Here is a 17,608-nt window from a genome sequence, read left to right on the forward strand (position 1 = left end):
CCGCTTCGTCATCGCCCAGGCGAACGCCGCCCTGGGTGAGGACCTGCGCTTCGCCGAGGCCCGCGTGCTGGTCCGCCGCCGTGGTGGCGAGATCGACTACGTCGACCCGTCCGAGGTCGACTACATGGACGTCTCGCCGCGCCAGATGGTGTCGGTCGCGACCGCCATGATCCCGTTCCTCGAGCACGACGACGCCAACCGCGCGCTCATGGGATCGAACATGATGCGCCAGGCCGTTCCGCTGATCAAGGCCGAGGCGCCGCTGGTCGGCACCGGCATGGAGTACCGCTGCGCGGTCGACGCCGGTGACGTCATCAAGGCCGAGAAGGACGGTGTCGTCCAGGAGGTCTCCGCCGACTACGTGACGGTGGCCAACGACGACGGCACGTACAACACCTACCGCGTCGCCAAGTTCTCCCGCTCCAACCAGGGCACCTCCTTCAACCAGAAGGTCGTCGTGGACGAGGGCGCCCGCGTGGTCACCGGCCAGGTGCTCGCCGACGGTCCGTCCACGGACGAGGGCGAGATGGCGCTCGGCAAGAACCTGCTCGTGGCGTTCATGCCGTGGGAGGGCCACAACTACGAGGACGCGATCATCCTGTCGCAGCGCCTCGTCCAGGACGACGTCCTCTCCTCGATCCACATCGAGGAGCACGAGGTCGACGCCCGTGACACCAAGCTGGGCCCCGAGGAGATCACCCGGGACATCCCGAACGTCTCCGAGGAGGTCCTCGCCGACCTCGACGAGCGCGGCATCATCCGCATCGGTGCCGAGGTCGTCGCCGGCGACATCCTGGTCGGCAAGGTCACCCCGAAGGGTGAGACCGAGCTGACCCCGGAGGAGCGCCTGCTCCGCGCGATCTTCGGTGAGAAGGCCCGTGAGGTCCGTGACACCTCGCTGAAGGTCCCGCACGGCGAGATCGGCAAGGTCATCGGCGTGCGCGTCTTCGACCGCGAGGAGGGCGACGAGCTGCCGCCGGGCGTGAACCAGCTGGTCCGCGTCTACGTCGCGCAGAAGCGCAAGATCACCGACGGTGACAAGCTCGCCGGCCGTCACGGCAACAAGGGTGTCATCTCCAAGATCCTGCCGGTCGAGGACATGCCGTTCCTGGAGGACGGCACCCCGGTCGACATCATCCTCAACCCGCTGGGTGTCCCGTCCCGAATGAACCCGGGACAGGTCCTCGAGATCCACCTGGGCTGGCTCGCCTCCCAGGGCTGGAAGGTCGAGGGCGACGAGGACTGGATGAAGCGTCTGCAGGCCATCGGCGCCGACGATGTCGCGCCCGGTACCAACGTCGCCACCCCGGTCTTCGACGGTGCCCGCGAGGACGAGATCGCCGGCCTCTTCGAGTCCACGATCCCGAACCGCGACGGTGAGCGCATGGTGCTCCCCTCCGGTAAGGCCCGGATGTTCGACGGCCGCTCCGGCGAGCCGTTCCCGGACCCGATCTCCGTCGGGTACATGTACATCCTCAAGCTGCACCACCTGGTCGACGACAAGCTGCACGCGCGTTCGACCGGTCCGTACTCCATGATCACTCAGCAGCCGCTGGGTGGTAAGGCTCAGTTCGGTGGCCAGCGCTTCGGTGAGATGGAGGTGTGGGCGCTGGAGGCTTACGGCGCCGCGTACGCCCTCCAGGAGCTGCTGACCATCAAGTCCGACGACGTCACCGGCCGCGTGAAGGTCTACGAGGCGATCGTCAAGGGCGAGAACATCCCCGAGCCCGGCATCCCCGAGTCCTTCAAGGTGCTCATCAAGGAGATGCAGTCTCTGTGCCTCAACGTGGAGGTGCTGTCCTCGGACGGCATGTCCATCGAGATGCGCGACACCGACGAGGACGTCTTCCGCGCTGCGGAGGAGCTCGGTATCGACCTGTCCCGGCGCGAGCCGAGCAGCGTCGAAGAGGTCTGACGGGTCTGACCGGGGCCTCGCGAGAGGCCCCGGTCGTCCCCGGACCCCCAGACCACTGATGTAGAGCCCATAGCCCGCCACGGCGGGAGGGCACGAACCCTGAAAGAGGGATTGACGACAAAGTGCTCGACGTCAACTTCTTCGACGAGCTGCGGATCGGCCTGGCGACCGCGGACGACATCCGAACCTGGTCCCACGGCGAGGTCAAGAAGCCGGAGACCATCAACTACCGCACCCTGAAGCCGGAAAAGGACGGGCTCTTCTGCGAGAAGATCTTCGGCCCCACCCGGGACTGGGAGTGCTACTGCGGCAAGTACAAGCGTGTCCGCTTCAAGGGCATCATCTGTGAGCGCTGTGGTGTCGAGGTCACCCGCGCCAAGGTGCGCCGTGAGCGGATGGGCCACATCGAGCTCGCCGCCCCCGTCACCCACATCTGGTACTTCAAGGGCGTCCCGTCGCGCCTGGGCTACCTGCTGGACCTGGCCCCGAAGGACCTCGAGAAGGTCATCTACTTCGCCGCCTACATGATCACGTGGGTGGACGAGGAGCGCCGTACGCGCGACCTGCCCTCGCTGGAGGCCCACGTCTCCGTCGAGCGTCAGCAGATCGAGCAGCGTCGCGACGCCGACCTGGAGGCCCGCGCCAAGAAGCTCGAGTCCGACCTGGCCGAGCTGGAGGCCGAGGGCGCCAAGGCCGACGTGCGCCGCAAGGTGCGCGAGGGCGCCGAGCGTGAGATGAAGCAGCTGCGCGACCGCGCGCAGCGCGAGATCGACCGTCTCGACGAGGTCTGGAACCGCTTCAAGAACCTCAAGGTCCAGGACCTGGAGGGCGACGAGCTGCTCTACCGCGAGCTGCGCGACCGCTTCGGCACCTACTTCATGGGTGCGATGGGCGCCGCCGCGCTGCAGAAGCGCCTGGAGTCCTTCGACCTCGACGAGGAGGCCGAGCGCCTCCGCGAGATCATCCGCACCGGCAAGGGCCAGAAGAAGACCCGTGCGCTCAAGCGCCTGAAGGTCGTCTCCGCCTTCCTACAGACCCGCAACAGCCCCAGCGGCATGGTGCTGGACTGCATCCCGGTGATCCCGCCGGACCTGCGTCCGATGGTGCAGCTGGACGGTGGCCGCTTCGCGACCTCCGACCTGAACGACCTGTACCGCCGCGTCATCAACCGCAACAACCGCCTCAAGCGACTCCTTGACCTCGGTGCGCCCGAGATCATCGTGAACAACGAGAAGCGCATGCTTCAGGAGGCCGTCGACGCGCTCTTCGACAACGGCCGTCGTGGTCGCCCGGTCACGGGCCCCGGCAACCGTCCGCTGAAGTCGCTGTCCGACATGCTCAAGGGCAAGCAGGGTCGCTTCCGTCAGAACCTGCTCGGTAAGCGTGTCGACTACTCGGCCCGTTCGGTCATCGTCGTCGGTCCGCAGCTGAAGCTGCACCAGTGCGGTCTGCCCAAGGCCATGGCGCTGGAGCTCTTCAAGCCGTTCGTGATGAAGCGCCTGGTCGACCTGAACCACGCGCAGAACATCAAGTCGGCCAAGCGCATGGTCGAGCGCGGCCGCACCGTGGTGTACGACGTCCTCGAAGAGGTCATCGCCGAGCACCCGGTGCTGCTGAACCGTGCGCCCACGCTGCACCGCCTCGGCATCCAGGCCTTCGAGCCGCAGCTGGTCGAGGGCAAGGCCATCCAGATCCACCCGCTCGTCTGCACCGCGTTCAACGCGGACTTCGACGGTGACCAGATGGCCGTCCACCTGCCGCTCTCCGCGGAGGCGCAGGCCGAGGCCCGCATCCTGATGCTGTCCTCGAACAACATCCTCAAGCCGGCCGACGGCCGTCCGGTCACCATGCCGACCCAGGACATGGTGCTCGGTCTGTTCTTCCTCACCACCGACGAGGAGGAGCGCGAGGTCATCGGTGAGGGCCGGTCCTTCGGCTCCGTCGCCGAGGCGATCATGGCGTTCGACGCCCGCGAGCTCTCGCTCCAGGCGAAGGTCGACATCCGCTTCCCGATCGGCACCGTGCCGCCGCGCGGCTGGACCCCGCCGGCCGAGGACGCCGAGGGCTTCGGCGAGACCACGTGGCAGCAGGGCGACAGCTTCCGGCTGCGCACCACCCTGGGCCGCGCGCTCTTCAACGAGCTGCTGCCCGAGGACTACCCGTTCGTCGACTACTCGGTGGGCAAGAAGCAGCTCTCCGAGATCGTCAACGACCTCGCCGAGCGCTACCCCAAGGTCGTCGTGGCGGCCACGCTGGACAACCTGAAGGCGGCCGGCTTCTACTGGGCGACCCGTTCCGGTGTCACCGTCGCCATCTCCGACGTCGTCGTTCCCGAGGCGAAGAAGGAGATCGTCGCGGGCTACGAGGCCGCGGACGAGAAGGTCCAGAAGCAGTACGAGCGCGGTCTGATCACCAAGGACGAGCGCTCCCAGGAGCTGATCGCGCTCTGGACCAAGGCGACCAACGAGGTCGCCGAGGCGATGAACGCGAACTTCCCCAAGACGAACCCCATCTTCATGATGGTTGACTCGGGTGCCCGAGGAAACATGATGCAGATGCGGCAGATCGCCGGTATGCGTGGTCTGGTGTCGAACGCGAAGAACGAGACCATTCCGCGACCCATTAAGGCGTCGTTCCGTGAGGGTCTCTCCGTGCTGGAGTACTTCATCTCCACCCACGGTGCCCGTAAGGGTCTCGCGGACACCGCCCTCCGTACCGCCGACTCGGGTTACCTGACCCGTCGTCTCGTGGACGTCTCCCAGGACGTGATCATCCGCGAGGAGGACTGCGGCACCGACCGCGGCCTCAAGCTCGTGATCGCCTCCAAGGGCGAGGACGGCGTGCTGCGCAAGGCCGACGACGTCGAGACCAGCGTGTACGCCCGTATGCTCGCCGAGGACGTCGTCGTCGACGGCAAGGTCATCGCGCCGGCCAACGTCGACCTCGGTGACGTGCTCATCGACCAGCTCATCCAGCACGGCGTGGAGACGGTCAAGACCCGCTCGGTCCTCACCTGCGAGTCCGCCGTCGGCACCTGCGCCTACTGCTACGGCCGCTCGCTGGCCACCGGCAAGCTGGTCGACATCGGTGAGGCGGTCGGCATCATCGCCGCCCAGTCCATCGGTGAGCCCGGTACCCAGCTGACGATGCGTACCTTCCACACCGGTGGTGTGGCCGGTGACGACATCACCCAGGGTCTGCCGCGTGTCGTCGAGCTCTTCGAGGCCCGTACGCCCAAGGGTGTCGCCCCGATCTCGGAGGCGGCCGGCCGCGTCCGGATCGAGGAGACCGAGAAGACCAAGAAGATCGTCGTCACCCCGGACGACGGCTCCGACGAGACCGCCTACGCGATCTCGAAGCGAGCCCGTCTGCTGGTCAGCGAGGGCGAGCACGTCGAGGTGGGCCAGAAGCTCACCGTGGGTGCCACCAACCCGCACGACGTTCTGCGCATCCTCGGCCAGCGCGCCGTCCAGGTGCACCTGGTCGGCGAGGTTCAGAAGGTCTACAACTCGCAGGGTGTGTCGATCCACGACAAGCACATCGAGATCATCATCCGGCAGATGCTGCGCCGCGTGACGATCATCGAGTCCGGCGACGCGGAGCTGCTGCCGGGCGAGCTCGTGGAGCGCTCGCGCTTCGAGTCGGAGAACCGTCGTGTGGTCACCGAGGGCGGTCACCCCGCCTCCGGCCGTCCGCAGCTGATGGGTATCACCAAGGCCTCGCTCGCCACCGAGTCGTGGCTGTCGGCGGCGTCCTTCCAGGAGACGACCCGGGTTCTGACCGACGCGGCGATCAACGCCAAGTCGGACTCCCTGATCGGCCTCAAGGAGAACGTCATCATCGGTAAGCTCATCCCGGCCGGTACGGGTCTGTCCCGTTACCGCAACATCCGGGTGGAGCCCACCGAGGAGGCCAAGGCCGCGATGTACTCGGCCGTCGGCTACGACGACATCGACTACTCGCCCTTCGGGACGGGTTCGGGTCAGGCGGTTCCGCTGGAGGACTACGACTACGGTCCGTACAACCAGTAGGACCCGCGTCATACGCGACAGGGCGGTCACCCCTCGGGGGTGGCCGCCCTGCGGCGTGATTTCACCCATACGCGCGACACCGAGGGTTGCCTGGCGCCGCAGAATGCGACATATGCAGCACATCGGGGTGTCCTCCGCGTGTGCATTTGTTTTGACCGCAGCCCATGCGGTAGGTACGCTCTGACCTTGTGCCTGGGGTGTCCCTGGGCTCTCGTGCGTGCCTTTCGACCGTACGAGAGGCCCGAACCTTACGGTTCTAAGACACTGAATCTGCGCCCGTACGTCATCGGCGGGGGTCTGCAGCCTTCGACACACCCGACCGCGTGGGTCGGTGTTGCTCCCAGGTTAGTTTTATCGTGATCGGCACACAGAAACCGGAGAAACGGTGCCTACGATCCAGCAGCTGGTCCGAAAGGGCCGGCAGGACAAGGTCGAGAAGAACAAGACGCCCGCACTCGAGGGTTCGCCCCAGCGTCGTGGCGTCTGCACGCGTGTTTTCACGACCACCCCGAAGAAGCCGAACTCGGCGCTCCGCAAGGTCGCGCGTGTGCGTCTGACCTCCGGCATCGAGGTCACCGCTTACATTCCGGGTGAGGGCCACAACCTGCAGGAGCACTCCATCGTGCTCGTGCGTGGCGGTCGTGTGAAGGACCTGCCGGGCGTTCGCTACAAGATCATCCGTGGCTCGCTCGACACCCAGGGCGTCAAGAACCGCAAGCAGGCTCGCAGCCGCTACGGCGCCAAGAAGGAGAAGTAAGAATGCCTCGTAAGGGCCCCGCCCCGAAGCGCCCGGTCATCATCGACCCGGTTTACGGCTCCCCCCTGGTGACGTCGCTCATCAACAAGATCCTGCTCCACGGCAAGCGCTCCACCGCCGAGCGCATCGTGTACGGCGCCATGGAGGGTCTGCGCGAGAAGACCGGCAACGACCCGGTCATCATCCTCAAGCGCGCTCTCGAGAACGTGAAGCCGGCTCTCGAGGTCAAGTCCCGCCGCGTCGGTGGCGCCACCTACCAGGTGCCGGTCGAGGTCCGTCCGGGCCGCGCCTCCACCCTGGCGCTGCGCTGGCTGGTCGGTTACTCCCGCGCCCGTCGCGAGAAGACCATGACCGAGCGCCTCATGAACGAGCTGCTGGACGCCTCGAACGGTCTCGGCGCCTCGGTCAAGAAGCGTGAGGACACGCACAAGATGGCCGAGTCCAACAAGGCCTTCGCGCACTACCGCTGGTAGTCGCTACCCCCATCGAGAACCGAGAGAAGACTGAGCCATATGGCCACCACTTCGCTTGACCTGGCCAAGGTCCGCAACATCGGGATCATGGCCCACATCGACGCGGGCAAGACGACCACCACCGAGCGGATCCTGTTCTACACCGGTGTTTCGTACAAGATCGGTGAGGTCCACGACGGCGCTGCCACGATGGACTGGATGGAGCAGGAGCAGGAGCGCGGCATCACCATCACGTCCGCCGCGACGACCTGCCACTGGCCGCTCGAGAACGTCGATCACACGATCAACATCATCGACACCCCGGGCCACGTCGACTTCACCGTCGAGGTGGAGCGTTCGCTGCGCGTGCTCGACGGTGCCGTGACCGTGTTCGACGGTGTCGCCGGTGTCGAGCCGCAGTCCGAGACGGTGTGGCGTCAGGCCGACCGTTACGGCGTGCCGCGCATCTGCTTCGTCAACAAGCTGGACCGCACCGGCGCCGAGTTCCACCGCTGTGTCGACATGATCGTCGACCGCCTGGGTGCTCAGCCGCTGGTCATGCAGCTCCCGATCGGCACCGAGGCCGACTTCAAGGGCGTGGTCGACCTCGTCCGTATGAAGGCTCTGGTCTGGTCCGCCGAGGCCGCCAAGGGTGAGATGTACGACGTCGTCGACATCCCGGACACCCACGCCGAGGCTGCCGAGGAGTGGCGCGGCAAGCTGGTCGAGGCCGTCGCCGAGAACGACGAAGAGATCATGGAGCTCTTCCTCGAGGGCCAGGAGCCCTCCGAGGAGCAGCTGATCGCCGCGATCCGTCGCATCACGATCGAGTCCGGCCGCACCACCGAGGGCACCACGGTGACCCCGGTGTTCTGCGGTACCGCGTTCAAGAACAAGGGCGTCCAGCCCCTGCTCGACGCGGTCGTGCGCTACCTCCCCTCGCCGCTGGACGTCGAGGCCATCGAGGGCCACGCCGTCAACAACCCGGACGAGGTCGTCAAGCGCAAGCCGTCCGACGACGAGCCGCTCGCGGCGCTGGCGTTCAAGATCATGAGCGACCCGCACCTCGGCAAGCTCACCTTCGTCCGCGTGTACTCCGGTCGCCTGGAGTCTGGATCTCAGGTCCAGAACTCCGTCAAGGGCAAGAAGGAGCGCATCGGCAAGATCTACCGCATGCACGCCAACAAGCGTGAGGAGATCGAGTCGGTGGGCGCCGGCGACATCGTCGCCGTCATGGGTCTGAAGCAGACCACCACCGGTGAGACGCTGTGCGACTCCGCGAACCCGGTCATCCTGGAGTCGATGGAGTTCCCGGCCCCGGTCATCCAGGTCGCCATCGAGCCCAAGTCGAAGGGTGACCAGGAGAAGCTGGGCGTCGCGATCCAGCGCCTCGCGGAGGAGGACCCCTCCTTCCAGGTCCACACCGACGAGGAGACCGGCCAGACCATCATCGCGGGTATGGGCGAGCTGCACCTCGAGGTGCTGGTCGACCGTATGAAGCGTGAGTTCAAGGTCGAGGCCAACGTCGGCAAGCCGCAGGTCGCGTACCGCGAGACGATCCGCAAGGCCGTCGAGCGGATCGACTACACGCACAAGAAGCAGACTGGTGGTTCCGGCCAGTTCGCCAAGGTGCAGATCGCGATCGAGCCCCTCGAGGGCGACGGTTACGAGTTCGAGAACAAGGTCACCGGTGGCCGTATCCCGCGGGAGTACATCCCGTCCGTGGACGCGGGTTGCCAGGAGGCCATGGAGTTCGGCGTGCTGGCGGGCTACCCGCTGACCGGTGTGAAGGTCACCCTCCTCGACGGTGCCTTCCACGACGTCGACTCCTCCGAGCTCGCCTTCAAGATCGCCGGTTCCATGGCGTTCAAGGAGGGTGCTCGCAAGGCGTCGCCGGCTCTGCTCGAGCCGATGATGGCCGTCGAGGTCACCACCCCCGAGGACTACATGGGTGACGTGATCGGCGACATCAACTCCCGCCGTGGCCAGATCCAGGCCATGGAGGACCGGTCCGGCGCCAAGGTCGTCAAGGGCCTGGTGCCGCTGTCGGAGATGTTCGGCTACGTCGGCGACCTCCGCAGCAAGACCTCGGGTCGCGCAAGCTACTCGATGCAGTTCGACTCCTACGCCGAGGTTCCGCGGAACGTCGCCGAGGAGATCATCGCGAAGGCCAAGGGCGAGTAAGCGACTCCCGTCCCGACGGGAACAGCACACGCTTTAGGCTTTTCACCGGCTGTCGGGGCGCACGGCCACCACACGTGGCGGTGTGCCCCGGCGGACGGCACCCCAGCAAAGATCCCTGGCGCCGATGAAGTAAGGCGTACAGAACCACTCCACAGGAGGACCCCAGTGGCGAAGGCGAAGTTCGAGCGGACTAAGCCGCACGTCAACATCGGCACCATCGGTCACGTCGACCACGGTAAGACCACTCTTACCGCGGCGATCACCAAGGTGCTGCACGACGCGTACCCGGACCTGAACCCCTTCACGCCGTTCGACGAGATCGACAAGGCGCCGGAGGAGCGTCAGCGCGGTATCACCATCTCCATCGCGCACGTCGAGTACCAGACCGAGTCGCGTCACTACGCCCACGTCGACTGCCCGGGTCACGCGGACTACATCAAGAACATGATCACCGGTGCCGCCCAGATGGACGGCGCGATCCTCGTGGTCGCCGCGACCGACGGTCCGATGCCGCAGACCAAGGAGCACGTGCTCCTGGCCCGCCAGTCCGGCGTTCCGTACATCGTTGTCGCCCTGAACAAGGCCGACATGGTGGACGACGAGGAGATCCTGGAGCTCGTCGAGCTCGAGGTCCGTGAGCTCCTCAACGAGTACGAGTTCGACGGCGACAACGCTCCGGTCGTCCAGGTCTCCGCGCTGAAGGCGCTGGAGGGCGACAAGGAGTGGGGCGACAAGCTCCTCGGCCTGATGAAGGCTGTCGACGAGAACATCCCGCAGCCCGAGCGTGACGTCGACAAGCCGTTCCTGATGCCGATCGAGGACGTCTTCACGATCACCGGTCGTGGCACCGTCGTCACCGGTCGTATCGAGCGTGGTGTCCTGAAGGTCAACGAGACCGTCGACATCATCGGCATCAAGACCGAGAAGACCTCGACCACCGTCACCGGTATCGAGATGTTCCGCAAGCTGCTCGACGAGGGCCAGGCCGGTGAGAACGTCGGTCTGCTCCTCCGTGGCATCAAGCGCGAGGACGTCGAGCGCGGCCAGTGCATCATCAAGCCGGGTTCGGTCACCCCGCACACCGAGTTCGAGGCCACGGCGTACATCCTCTCCAAGGACGAGGGTGGCCGCCACACCCCGTTCTTCAACAACTACCGTCCGCAGTTCTACTTCCGTACGACTGACGTGACCGGTGTTGTGACCCTCAAGGAGGGCACGGAGATGGTCATGCCCGGCGACAACGCCGAGATGTCCGTCTCCCTGATCCAGCCCGTCGCGATGGAGGAGGGCCTGCGCTTCACCATCCGTGAGGGCGGCCGCACCGTCGGCGCCGGCCAGGTCACCAAGATCAACAAGTAAGTCCGCTTGCTTGACGGTCTGACCTTGACGGTCTGAGAGGGCCCGCACATCCCCGGATGTGCGGGCCCTTTCGCATGCCCTTTTGCGCGCCCGTGGCTACGCCTGGTGGGGCAGGACCTGCCGCAGCAGGCCGAGGGGGTGGCCGTGACGGCGCCATTCGCGCGGGTAGCCGATCGAGACCTCCTCGAAGCGCACGCCGTCGTACCGGGTCGCGCGGGGGATGTGCAGATGGCCGTAGACCACGGCGGCCACGTTGAAGCGCCGGTGCCAGTCGGCGGTCAGGGTCGTGCCGCACCACAGGGCGAACTCCGGGTAGTACAGGACGTCCGTGGGCTCGCGCACCAGCGGCCAGTGCCCGGCCAGCACGAGCGGCAGCTCCGGGTCGTGGGCGGCCAGCCGGGCCTCGGTGAGCGCCACCCGCTCGCGGCACCAGTCGTCGATGCCCGGGTAGGGCTCGGGATGCAGCAGGTACTCGTCGGTGCACACCACGCCGGCGGCACGGGCCTGTTCCAGGGCCTGCTCCTTGGTGGCCGCCGTCGGGGTGCGGAAGCTGTAGTCGTACAGCGTGAAGACGGGCGCGACCGCGACGGGCCCGCCCTCGCCCTCCCAGACGGGCCACGAATCCTCCGGCGTCAGCACGCCCAGCTCCCCGCACAGCCGCACCAGGGCCTCGTAGCGGGCGCGGCCGCGCAGGGCCACCGGGTCGGTGCGCGGCGTCCACAGCTCGTGGTTGCCGGGGGTCCACAGGACCGTGGCGAAGCGGCCCGCGAGCAGGGCCAGCGTGCGCTCGATGTCCTCGAAGGTCTCGGCGACGTCGCCGGCCACGATGAGCCAGTCCTCGTCGGTCCCGGGGCGCAGGGACTCGACGAGGGGCACGTTGTCGGTGACGCCGGTGTGCAGGTCGCTGACGGCCAGGAGCCGTCGGCCGGAGGGACGTGCGGTCGGCGGCATCGGATCCCCACTCCCGGGTGACGGCGACGGTTCACGTGTCGCCACCCACCGTAGTCCTCGGCGATCACCGGAAAGGGTGAACGCGCGCTGCTCTGTCAGGTGCCGCTGCCGGGTGCCGGCCGCCAGACCCAGCAGGTGGCGTCCGGACGGAGGCCGACGGCGCAGGCCCGGTGGTCCGCGTCCACGGTGAGCGAGGCGGTGCCCACGGGGACGTGGGCGGTGCCCGCGCGGGCCGGCGAGCCGCCGGCGGCGGTGTCGGCCAGCTGTATCTCGCCGCTGATCGCCCGGCCCATGACCAGGAGGGCGTCCTTGCCGCCGCGCCGGGGCACGGGAAGGGTGGCGAGGGCGCCGTAGCCGGTGAAGTCGCGCAGGCCGGCGAGGTCCGCCGGCTCGGTGCGGGGGCCGTCGGCGACGAGCCGGTGGGCGATCGGCTCGGGGGCGGCGGGGGTGCGGTAGACGACGGTCAGCGAGCCGTCGGGGGCGAGCCCGGCGCCGACGGGGTCGCCGCCGGGCTGGGGGAGCCCGTCGAGGGGCTGGAAGCGCACCGGGGCGCCGGGGGAGTCCTGGGACCAGTGGTGCACGGTGTCGCGGCCGGCGGCGAAGACATGGATGTGCTGCCGGGCGTCCAGGACGACGGTGAGGCCGTCCTGGATCTCCTCGCCGTGCAGGCTCTGCCACTTCCCCCAGGTGCCGTCGGGCTCGCGGACGCGGCTGGAGAGGGCCTTGCCGGCGTTGCGCACGAAGAGGTGGACCCGGCCGTCCGGGGTGGCGACGGCGGCCGGGACGCCGACGCGGCGGCCGCGCTCGGTCCTGTGCTCGGGGTTGCCGAGGCCCTTCCAGGGCCGGAAGGCGCCGCCGGGGGTGTGCTCCTCCAGGACGACGATCTCGCGGCTGTTCGCCCGGCCCTGGCCCTCCAGCTCGGCGAAGCGCAGCCCGAACAGCAGCCGCCGCCCGTCCGCGTCCTTCACCGAGGCCAGGGCGGGGGCGAGGGGGCCGCCGCCCAGGTTGCGGGGCTCGCCCCAGCGGCCGCTGCCCGGGGCGCTCTCCAGCCACTGCACGGCCTGGGTGCCGAGCACGCCGTAGGCCTCCAGACGGCCGCCGCGGCCGCTGTCGGCGACGGGCGCGGCGCCGGGGTAGCGGTAGTGGGTGGAGCGGATCCAGCCCTTGCGGTTCTTGATCGGGCGGTCGCCGCCCTGGCCGTAGTCGCCGCAGCCGGCCTGGTTGCCGCACTGCCAGGAGGGGTCGCCGCCGTAGGCCTCGACGTAGCGGTGCTTCTCCTCGACGAGCTCGGGCGGGAGATTGTGGGGCCAGCGCTGGTTGTAGTAGCCGCGGAAGGCGGTGGTGACGAAGCGCGGGGGGCGGCCGTCGCGGCGGGTGGCCTCGAACACCCACTGTTCGAGCGCCTTCCAGGTGAAGAGGGCGGTCGGGGTGTGGTCGCGGTGGTCCGAGCAGGCGCCGTAGTCGTTGTCCTTGGGGTGCGTGGCGTCGTGGACCTGGTAGTCCGGGTCGGGGTCCATGGTGTGCACCACGGTCGGCCGGTAGCGGTCCATGAGGGTGGCGAGGACGTCGACGAGGGTGTCGTGCCGGTAGGTGCTCACGCTGGTGCAGGGCGAGCCGGTGGCGACCAGGGTCTGCATGACGGCGTACGGGCGGTCCCACAGCTGCGGCATGCGGGTGTTGCCGGGGGAGAGCATGGCGATGTTGAGGAAGACCAGCCGGGCGGAGCGGTCGCCGTGGACGAGCTCGTCGGTCTCGGCGCGCACGCCGCCGGGCAGGTCCAGGACGGTCTTGTGCCAGGGCGCGAAGCGGTCGGCGCCGAGGAGCTCGGCGTAGGCCTGGCGCAGGCCCTGGTGGCGCGCGGAGGAGTAGGCGGCCTTGTCGGGGGCGGCGTGCGGCATGCCCGGGATCCAGTTCTGGCCGACGGCCTCGCCCGCGGTGACGTAGACGGAGACCACCGGGACGCCGGCCTCGATCATCCGGGCGGCGTCGGGGTTCATGAAGAACAGGTCGTCGTCCGGGTGGGCCATGACCTGGAGGAGCAGGGCCTTGCCGGGGCTGCCGAAGGACTGGGTGGCGCTGGGGTCGACCGTGCGCGTGAACCGGGGGACGGGCTCCTGCTCCGGCGTGTCGCCGCTGCACCCGGTGGCCGCGGCGGCGGTGGCGGCGGCGATCCCGGCCAGGGCGGCGCGGCGGGTGATCGTGCGCTGTGAGGTGTTCAACTACGTGACTCCCGTCCCGTCCGGTTCGGCAGCGCGCTCCCTGCTGTCCCAGCGTGATAGGGGACGGTAGGGGCTCCTGGCGGGTTGCCCAACTTCTTACAAAGCCCGGCCCCCACCCCGTTCTCCTCGTTGCCTCATCAAACCTCATGAAATCTGTCGGCCGCCGTCACTTTTCGTAACCATAGTGTCGTGTATGTCGGCGGGGTGGTTTGACAACTGAGCCGCTCGGGGTACGGTCTTTGGCTTCGATTGGCGCCTCTTCGCGACCGTATGGCACACTGTTCAGGTTGCTCGGTTGAGTGCCGATGCTGCGCGCCTCCCGCCGGGAGGACTGGAAGCGAGTCCCGCAGTACTCGTCACCCCTGATCAGGGGTGGAAGTACGGGAATCTTCCGGGAAGTGTCAGCGGGGCGCCGGCCAGGCACTCGGTGGGTGTTCTTCCCCCACAACCCCCTTCATCAGGGAACTTCCTCCGGGGAGTTTTGCTGGAAGGGGCGCGACACGCCCGACCGCGTGGGTCGGAGGTGGAGTGGTGAGGAACGGCGTTTCCGGAGGTTTCCGGGGGCGCAGCCGGCCGAGTCCCAGAGCGTTACGAGAGACAGGACTACGAAGTAGCCATGGCGGGACAGAAGATCCGCATCCGGCTCAAGGCCTACGACCACGAGGTCATCGACTCCTCGGCGAAGAAGATCGTCGAGACGGTGACCCGCACTGGTGCGTCGGTCGCGGGCCCGGTGCCGCTGCCCACTGAGAAGAACGTGTACTGCGTCATCAAGTCGCCGCACAAGTACAAGGACTCGCGCGAGCACTTCGAGATGCGCACGCACAAGCGCCTCATCGACATCCTCGACCCCACGCCGAAGACGGTTGACTCGCTGATGCGTCTCGACCTGCCGGCCGGCGTCGACATCGAGATCAAGCTCTGAGGTGACGCGCGAGATGGCTAAGCAGATCAAGGGCGTCCTGGGCGAGAAGCTCGGCATGACGCAGGTCTGGGACGAGAACAACCGTGTCGTCCCGGTCACCGTTGTCAAGGCCGGTCCCTGCGTCGTGACGCAGGTCCGCACCAACGACGTCGACGGCTACGAGTCGGTCCAGATCGCCTTCGGCGAGATCGACCCGCGCAAGGTGAACAAGCCCCTCAAGGGCCACTTCGCCAAGGCCGACGTGACCCCCCGCCGCCACCTGGTGGAGCTCCGCACCTCCGACGCTGCCGAGTACACCCTCGGCCAGGAGATCACCGCGGCCGTGTTCGAGGCCGGCGTCAAGGTTGACGTCACCGGCAAGAGCAAGGGCAAGGGCTTCGCCGGTGTCATGAAGCGCCACAACTTCCGTGGCCTCGGCGCCGGGCACGGCACCCAGCGCAAGCACCGCTCCCCCGGTTCCATCGGTGGCTGCGCCACCCCGGGCCGCGTGTTCAAGGGCCTCCGCATGGCGGGCCGCATGGGCAACGAGCGGGTCACCACCCAGAACCTGACCGTCCACGCCGTTGACGCGGAGAAGGGCCTGCTCCTGATCAAGGGCGCGGTTCCTGGTCCGAACGGCGGCCTCGTCCTGGTCCGTACCGCGGCCAAGGGGGCCTGAGGTAACCGATGAGCACCATTGACATCCTTTCGCCGGCAGGCGACAAGGCCGGGACCGTCGAGCTCCCCGCGGAGATCTTCGACGCCAAGGTCAGCGTTCCGCTGATCCACCAGGTCGTCGTCGCGCAGCTGGCCGCTGCCCGCCAGGGCACGCACAAGACCAAGACCCGTGGCGAGGTCCGTGGTGGCGGCAAGAAGCCGTACCGCCAGAAGGGCACCGGCCGCGCGCGCCAGGGTTCGACCCGTGCGCCGCAGTTCGCCGGTGGTGGCGTCGTGCACGGTCCCGTGCCGCGTGACTACTCGCAGCGGACCCCCAAGAAGATGAAGGCCGCCGCCCTGCGTGGCGCCCTCACCGACCGGGCCCGTCACTCCCGCATCCACGTCGTCTCCGGCGTGGTCGAGGGTGCGGTTTCCACCAAGGCCGCCAAGACCCTGTTCGGCAAGATCTCGGAGCGCAAGAACCTGCTCCTGGTCGCCGACCGGTCCGACGAGGCCGCGTGGCTGTCCGCCCGCAACCTGCCCCAGGTTCACATCCTGGAGCCGGGCCAGCTGAACACGTACGACGTGCTCGTCTCCGACGACGTGGTCTTCACCCAGGCCGCCTTCGAGTCCTTCGTGTCTGGCCCCAAGGCCTTTGAGACCGAAGGGAGCGAGGCCTGATGACTGAGGCTTCCGTCACCAGCAAGACCTTCACGGACCCGCGCGACCTCCTGGTCAAGCCGGTTGTCTCCGAGAAGAGCTACGCGCTGCTGGACGAGAACAAGTACACGTTCATCGTCGACCCGCGCGCCAACAAGACCCAGATCAAGCAGGCCGTCGAGGCGGTCTTCTCGGTCAAGGTCACCGGGGTCAACACGATCAACCGTCAGGGTAAGCGCAAGCGCACCAAGACCGGTTTCGGCAAGCGCGCCAACACCAAGCGCGCCATCGTGACCCTCGCCGAGGGCGACCGTATCGACATCTTCGGCGGCCCGGCCTCCTAACGGAGTTCCGAGTCGTCCGAATATCGGACGAGGACTGAGAAATGGGTATCCGCAAGTACAAGCCGACGACTCCGGGCCGTCGTGGCTCCAGCGTCGCCGACTTCGTCGAGATCACGCGGTCCACGCCGGAGAAGTCGCTGGTCCGCCCGCTGCACAGCAAGGGTGGCCGTAACAACGCCGGTCGTGTGACCGTCCGCCACCAGGGCGGTGGCCACAAGCGCGCCTACCGTGTGATCGACTTCCGTCGTCACGACAAGGACGGCGTGCCGGCCAAGGTCGCTCACATCGAGTACGACCCGAACCGCACCGCGCGCATCGCGCTCCTGCACTACGCAGACGGCGAGAAGCGCTACATCATCGCCCCGCGTGGCCTGAGCCAGGGTGACCGGGTCGAGAACGGCCCGGGCGCGGACATCAAGCCGGGCAACAACCTGGCCCTCCGCAACATCCCGGTCGGTACGACCATCCACGCCATCGAGCTGCGGCCGGGCGGCGGTGCGAAGTTCGCCCGCTCCGCCGGTGCCTCCGTGCAGCTGCTGGCGAAGGAGGGCGCGATGGCCCACCTGCGCATGCCGTCGGGTGAGATCCGCCTGGTCGACGTCCGCTGCCGCGCCACCGTCGGCGAGGTCGGCAACGCCGAGCAGTCGAACATCAACTGGGGCAAGGCCGGCCGTATGCGCTGGAAGGGCGTTCGCCCGACCGTCCGCGGTGTCGCGATGAACCCGGTTGACCACCCGCACGGTGGTGGTGAGGGCAAGACCTCCGGTGGTCGCCACCCGGTCTCCCCGTGGGGTCAGAAGGAGGGTCGTACTCGTTCTCCCAAGAAGGCGAGCAACAAGTACATCGTCCGCCGCCGCAAGACGAACAAGAAGCGCTAGGAGCGGGTTTAGATGCCGCGTAGTCTCAAGAAGGGACCCTTCGTCGACGAGCACCTCATCAAGAAGGTGGATGCTCAGAACGAAGCCGGTACCAAGAACGTCATCAAGACCTGGTCCCGTCGCTCCATGATCGTGCCGGCCATGCTGGGCCACACGCTCGCGGTGCACAACGGCAAGACGCACGTCCCGGTGTTCGTCACCGAGTCGATGGTCGGCCACAAGCTCGGCGAGTTCTCGCCGACCCGCACCTTCCGCGGCCACGTCAAGGACGACCGCAAGTCGAAGCGCCGCTAAGGC

Annotated in this window: 14 protein-coding genes; 12 read left to right on the top strand and 2 right to left on the bottom strand. The window is 67.7% G+C overall.

Annotation, left to right across the window (positions count from 1 at the left end; translation table 11 throughout):
* The 6 genes from AB0K09_RS05135 to tuf form a co-directional block, all read left to right on the top strand.
* Window positions 1–1,915 (top strand): DNA-directed RNA polymerase subunit beta (locus AB0K09_RS05135; protein WP_366063905.1); only part of this gene is annotated, 1,915 nt, incomplete at its 5' end.
* Window positions 1,916–2,037: 122 nt separating this feature from the next.
* On the top strand, window positions 2,038–5,946 hold the full coding sequence (locus tag AB0K09_RS05140; RefSeq protein WP_366063906.1) for a DNA-directed RNA polymerase subunit beta': 3,909 nt from the start codon (window positions 2,038–2,040) through the stop codon (window positions 5,944–5,946).
* A gap of 385 nt (window positions 5,947–6,331) precedes the next feature.
* Window positions 6,332–6,703: a 30S ribosomal protein S12 gene (rpsL, locus tag AB0K09_RS05145; RefSeq protein ID WP_003948652.1), complete on the top strand. Its 372-nt coding sequence runs from the start codon at window positions 6,332–6,334 to the stop codon at window positions 6,701–6,703.
* Window positions 6,704–6,705: 2 nt separating this feature from the next.
* Window positions 6,706–7,176, top strand: a complete 471-nt coding sequence (rpsG, locus tag AB0K09_RS05150; protein WP_366063907.1) for a 30S ribosomal protein S7 — start codon at window positions 6,706–6,708, stop codon at window positions 7,174–7,176.
* Between the two features lie 39 nt (window positions 7,177–7,215).
* Complete coding sequence (fusA, locus tag AB0K09_RS05155) at window positions 7,216–9,339, top strand: elongation factor G (protein WP_366063908.1); 2,124 nt, start codon at window positions 7,216–7,218, stop codon at window positions 9,337–9,339.
* Window positions 9,340–9,504: 165 nt separating this feature from the next.
* Window positions 9,505–10,698 carry an elongation factor Tu gene (gene tuf, locus AB0K09_RS05160; RefSeq protein WP_366063909.1) on the top strand — a complete coding sequence of 398 codons (1,194 nt, stop codon included), beginning with the start codon at window positions 9,505–9,507 and terminating at the stop codon, window positions 10,696–10,698.
* Between the two features lie 96 nt (window positions 10,699–10,794).
* Here the strand turns inward: tuf and AB0K09_RS05165 are convergent, their stop codons facing one another.
* Both AB0K09_RS05165 and AB0K09_RS05170 read right to left on the bottom strand, forming a co-directional pair.
* Window positions 10,795–11,649 (bottom strand): metallophosphoesterase, encoded by an 855-nt coding sequence (locus AB0K09_RS05165; protein WP_366063910.1) that lies wholly within the window; start codon window positions 11,647–11,649, stop codon window positions 10,795–10,797.
* Between the two features lie 95 nt (window positions 11,650–11,744).
* Window positions 11,745–13,868 carry a PIG-L family deacetylase gene (locus AB0K09_RS05170; RefSeq protein WP_366063911.1) on the bottom strand — a complete coding sequence of 708 codons (2,124 nt, stop codon included), beginning with the start codon at window positions 13,866–13,868 and terminating at the stop codon, window positions 11,745–11,747.
* A gap of 616 nt (window positions 13,869–14,484) precedes the next feature.
* Here AB0K09_RS05170 and rpsJ point away from each other — a divergent pair.
* The 6 genes from rpsJ to rpsS are packed head-to-tail and all read left to right on the top strand — an operon-like array spanning window position 14,485 to window position 17,605.
* Window positions 14,485–14,793, top strand: a complete 309-nt coding sequence (gene rpsJ, locus AB0K09_RS05175; RefSeq protein WP_003948644.1) for a 30S ribosomal protein S10 — start codon at window positions 14,485–14,487, stop codon at window positions 14,791–14,793.
* Window positions 14,794–14,806: 13 nt separating this feature from the next.
* A complete protein-coding gene (gene rplC, locus AB0K09_RS05180) occupies window positions 14,807–15,451 on the top strand; it encodes a 50S ribosomal protein L3 (RefSeq protein WP_366063912.1) in 645 nt (214 codons plus the stop codon).
* Between the two features lie 8 nt (window positions 15,452–15,459).
* Window positions 15,460–16,110: a 50S ribosomal protein L4 gene (rplD, locus tag AB0K09_RS05185; RefSeq protein WP_366063913.1), complete on the top strand. Its 651-nt coding sequence runs from the start codon at window positions 15,460–15,462 to the stop codon at window positions 16,108–16,110.
* The gene (gene rplW / locus AB0K09_RS05190) at window positions 16,110–16,433 is read left to right on the top strand and encodes a 50S ribosomal protein L23 (RefSeq protein ID WP_366063914.1); all 324 of its coding nucleotides are present in this window, start codon (window positions 16,110–16,112) and stop codon (window positions 16,431–16,433) included. Before rplD ends, rplW begins: the two co-directional genes overlap by 1 nt.
* A gap of 41 nt (window positions 16,434–16,474) precedes the next feature.
* Window positions 16,475–17,311, top strand: coding sequence for a 50S ribosomal protein L2 (rplB, locus tag AB0K09_RS05195; protein ID WP_366063915.1), 837 nt, complete (start codon window positions 16,475–16,477; stop codon window positions 17,309–17,311).
* Window positions 17,312–17,323: 12 nt separating this feature from the next.
* Entirely contained in the window at window positions 17,324–17,605 is a 282-nt protein-coding gene (gene rpsS, locus AB0K09_RS05200; protein ID WP_344435192.1) for a 30S ribosomal protein S19, read from the top strand.
* Window positions 17,606–17,608 lie beyond the last annotated feature (3 nt).

It is taken from the genome of Streptomyces sp. NPDC049577 (assembly GCF_040675635.1).
Classification (GTDB): Bacteria; Actinomycetota; Actinomycetes; order Streptomycetales; family Streptomycetaceae; genus Streptomyces.